General features: G+C 63.9%; 3 protein-coding genes. 2 read left to right on the top strand and 1 reads right to left on the bottom strand.

What is annotated here, in order from left to right; genetic code table 11:
• Positions 1–738: NAD(P)/FAD-dependent oxidoreductase (locus HP499_RS22905; protein WP_172326363.1), on the top strand; the 738-nt coding region annotated here is incomplete at its 5' end.
• A 26-nt stretch (positions 739–764) separates the two neighbouring features.
• Positions 765–2,135, top strand: coding sequence for an NAD(P)-binding domain-containing protein (locus tag HP499_RS22900; RefSeq protein ID WP_172326364.1), 1,371 nt, complete (start codon positions 765–767; stop codon positions 2,133–2,135).
• 19 nt (positions 2,136–2,154) lie between these two features.
• Here the strand turns inward: HP499_RS22900 and HP499_RS22895 are convergent.
• Positions 2,155–2,904 (bottom strand): prephenate dehydratase (locus HP499_RS22895; RefSeq protein ID WP_172326362.1); only part of this gene is annotated, 750 nt, incomplete at its 5' end.

Genomic DNA, 2,904 nt, shown 5'->3' with positions numbered 1-2,904 from the left:
GACGACGTCACTGAGGTTGACCTCAAGGGTCACCTCAAGCGCGTGGTCACCGGTGCGGGAGAGAGTCACGAAGCGCCGGCGGTGATCCTTGCCACGGGCTCTGCCTACAAGGAGTTGGGGCTTCCGGAAGAGAAGAAACTCAGCGGGCACGGCGTCTCCTGGTGTGCCACCTGCGACGGCTTTTTCTTCCGTGAGCAGGACATCATCGTTGTAGGTGGCGGTGACTCCGCCATGGAAGAAGCCACCTTCCTGACGCGCTTCGGCAAGTCCGTGACAGTGGTGGTCCGAAAGGATCAGCTGCGGGCCTCCCGCATCATGGCCCAGCGCGCCAAGGACAACCCCAAGATCACGTTTGCGTGGAACTCCGCCATCACCAAGATCCACGGAGACACCAAAGTCACAGGGGTAACCCTGACGGACACACGCACCGGGGAAACCCGCGAGCAGGCGGCCACCGGCATCTTCGTTGCGATCGGGCACGTGCCGCGGACTGAGCTGCTCGAAGGGCAGGTTGACCTTGATGCCGAGGGATACATCAAGGTGGACTCACCCACCACCTGCACCAACCTCTCGGGCGTCTTTGCCTGCGGCGACGCCGTGGACCATCGCTACCGCCAGGCGATTACCGCAGCGGGCACCGGATGCTCGGCAGCACTGGACGCCGAGCGCTATCTGGCCGCCCTGGACGACGCCGACAGCATTGCCACGGCCTTGGTCGAAGAACCCACCCACTCCTGAACACCACCCACGGAGATATGAGAACAATGATTCAGCACCTCCCGGTGGCGGTCATCGGTGCAGGCCCGGTGGGGCTGGCAGCCGCGGCACACCTGCTCGAACGCGGGCTCGAACCGGTCATCTTCGAAGCCGGCAGCTCTGCAGGAGCAGCCATCGAACAATGGCGCCACATCCGCCTCTTCTCGCCGTGGAGGTTCAACCTCGACTCCGCTGCTGTGCGGCTACTCGAGCCGACGGGTTGGAAATCGCCCCGCCCCACCGCCCTGCCCTATGGCGGGGAACTGATCGATGACTACCTCACCCCCTTGGCGGAACTCCCGGCCATTGCTTCCCGCCTGCAGACCGGTGCCCGCGTTACTGCAGTCACCCGTGCGGGGATCGACAAAACCCATGTGCGTGACCGGGACACCACTCCCTTTTTGGTTCGGGTCGAGCACAGCGACGAGGTACGCGATTACACCGTGTCAGCGGTCATCGATGCCTCCGGCACATGGTCCACCCGGAACCCATTGGGAACCTCGGGGTTGCCTGCCTTGGGTGAAGAGCGTGCAACAAGGCGCATCTCTTCGCCGCTGCCCGATGTTTCCGGCAGGGATCGAACGGCTTTCGCTGGTCGGAGGGTCTTGGTGGTCGGCGCGGGCCACTCCGCTGCCAACACCCTGATCAACCTCGTCCAACTGGCCAAGGAGGAACCGGAGACGAGGATCCTCTGGGCGATTCGCGGTGCCTCCGCGGAGAAGGTCTACGGTGGCGGCGACGCGGACGGCCTGCCCGCCCGCGGCCAACTCGGCTCGCGGCTGCGCAGGCTCGTTGAATCCGGCACCATTGAACTGCACACAGGTTTTGGTATTCGCTCCCTGACCGATTCCGAGGACGGGGCGACCATCAGCTCCGGTGACGGACGCGCCCTGGCGGCGGACGTCGTCGTACCTTGTACCGGCTTCCGTCCCGAACTGGACATGCTCCGGGAACTCCGATTGGACCTGGACCCTGCCGTTGAAGCACCCACGGAATTGGGACCTCTGATCGATCCCGAATTCCACTCGTGCGGCACGGTCCCGCCACACGGTGCGAAGGTGCTTGCCCATCCGGAGAAGGACTTCTACATAGTCGGCATGAAGTCCTACGGCCGTGCACCGACGTTCCTGCTGGCCACCGGATATGAGCAGGTCCGCTCGGTAGCCGCCGCCCTCGCGGGAGACCAGCTGGCGGCGGACACGGTTCACCTTGAACTGCCGGAGACGGGGGTTTGCTCCTCCGACGCCGGTACCAGCTGTGACGTTCCTGCAGTGGCACCATTGGCACCGCAGCTGGAGGCCAGCGGTTGCTGCTCCACTCCAGAACCAGCATTCGTCGGATTCCCCACCGGTCTTGCCCACGGCCGCTCAGGCAGCTAGCCGGCAAGGCAGCCTGCACTCAGGCGGTGACTGTGTTCCGTTCCCTGTAATCGTCTGCAGCGTAGACGCCCAGGACCCGGACCTCGGTAGTGAAGAATTCCAGTTCCTCCAACGCCCGGCGGAGTCGGGCGTCTTCGGGGTGGCCTTCGACGTCGGAAAGGAACATGGTGGCAGCGAACTCGTCGCCCACCATGTAGCTTTCCAACCGCGTCATGTTCAGGCCGTTGGTCGCAAAACCGCCCAGTGCCTTGTAAAGGGCCGAGGGAACGTTGCGTACGCGGAAGACGAAGCTGGTGATCGCGGGGCCGGGCAGTTCCTCTTTGCTGGGCAGCTCGCGTTCCCTGGCCAGAACAACAAACCGCGTGGTGTTGGTGGGGTCGTCCTCGACTCCTGAGGCCAGGACTTCGAGGCCGTAGAGTCCAGCGGCAAGCGGCGGAGCGAGGGACAGCTTGCGCGGGTCATTCCAGTCCCGGACTTCGCGGGCTGAACCCGCAGTGTCGCCGGCGATAACAGGTTTAAGGCCTGCTTCCCGGATTAGCTTGCGGCACTGTCCCAGAGCATGGATGTGGCTGTGGACCTCGGTGGCCCCCTCAATGGTGCTGCCCGGAATGCCCAGAAGGTCAAAGTGGATCGGCAGGAAGAACTCGCCAACGATCTGGAGTTTGGACTGGGGGAGGAGGACGTGGATATCGGCTACGCGTCCGGCAATGGAGTTCTCAATCGGGATCATGGCCAGATCCACTTCGCCTGTGGATACTCGCTCAAAGGC

The sequence above is a fragment of the Paenarthrobacter sp. CM16 genome (genome assembly GCF_013179505.1).
In the GTDB taxonomy this organism is placed as follows: domain Bacteria; phylum Actinomycetota; class Actinomycetes; order Actinomycetales; family Micrococcaceae; genus Arthrobacter.
The sequence above is the reverse complement of the archived record's forward strand: the minus strand, read 5'-3'. Positions and strand labels throughout refer to the sequence as shown.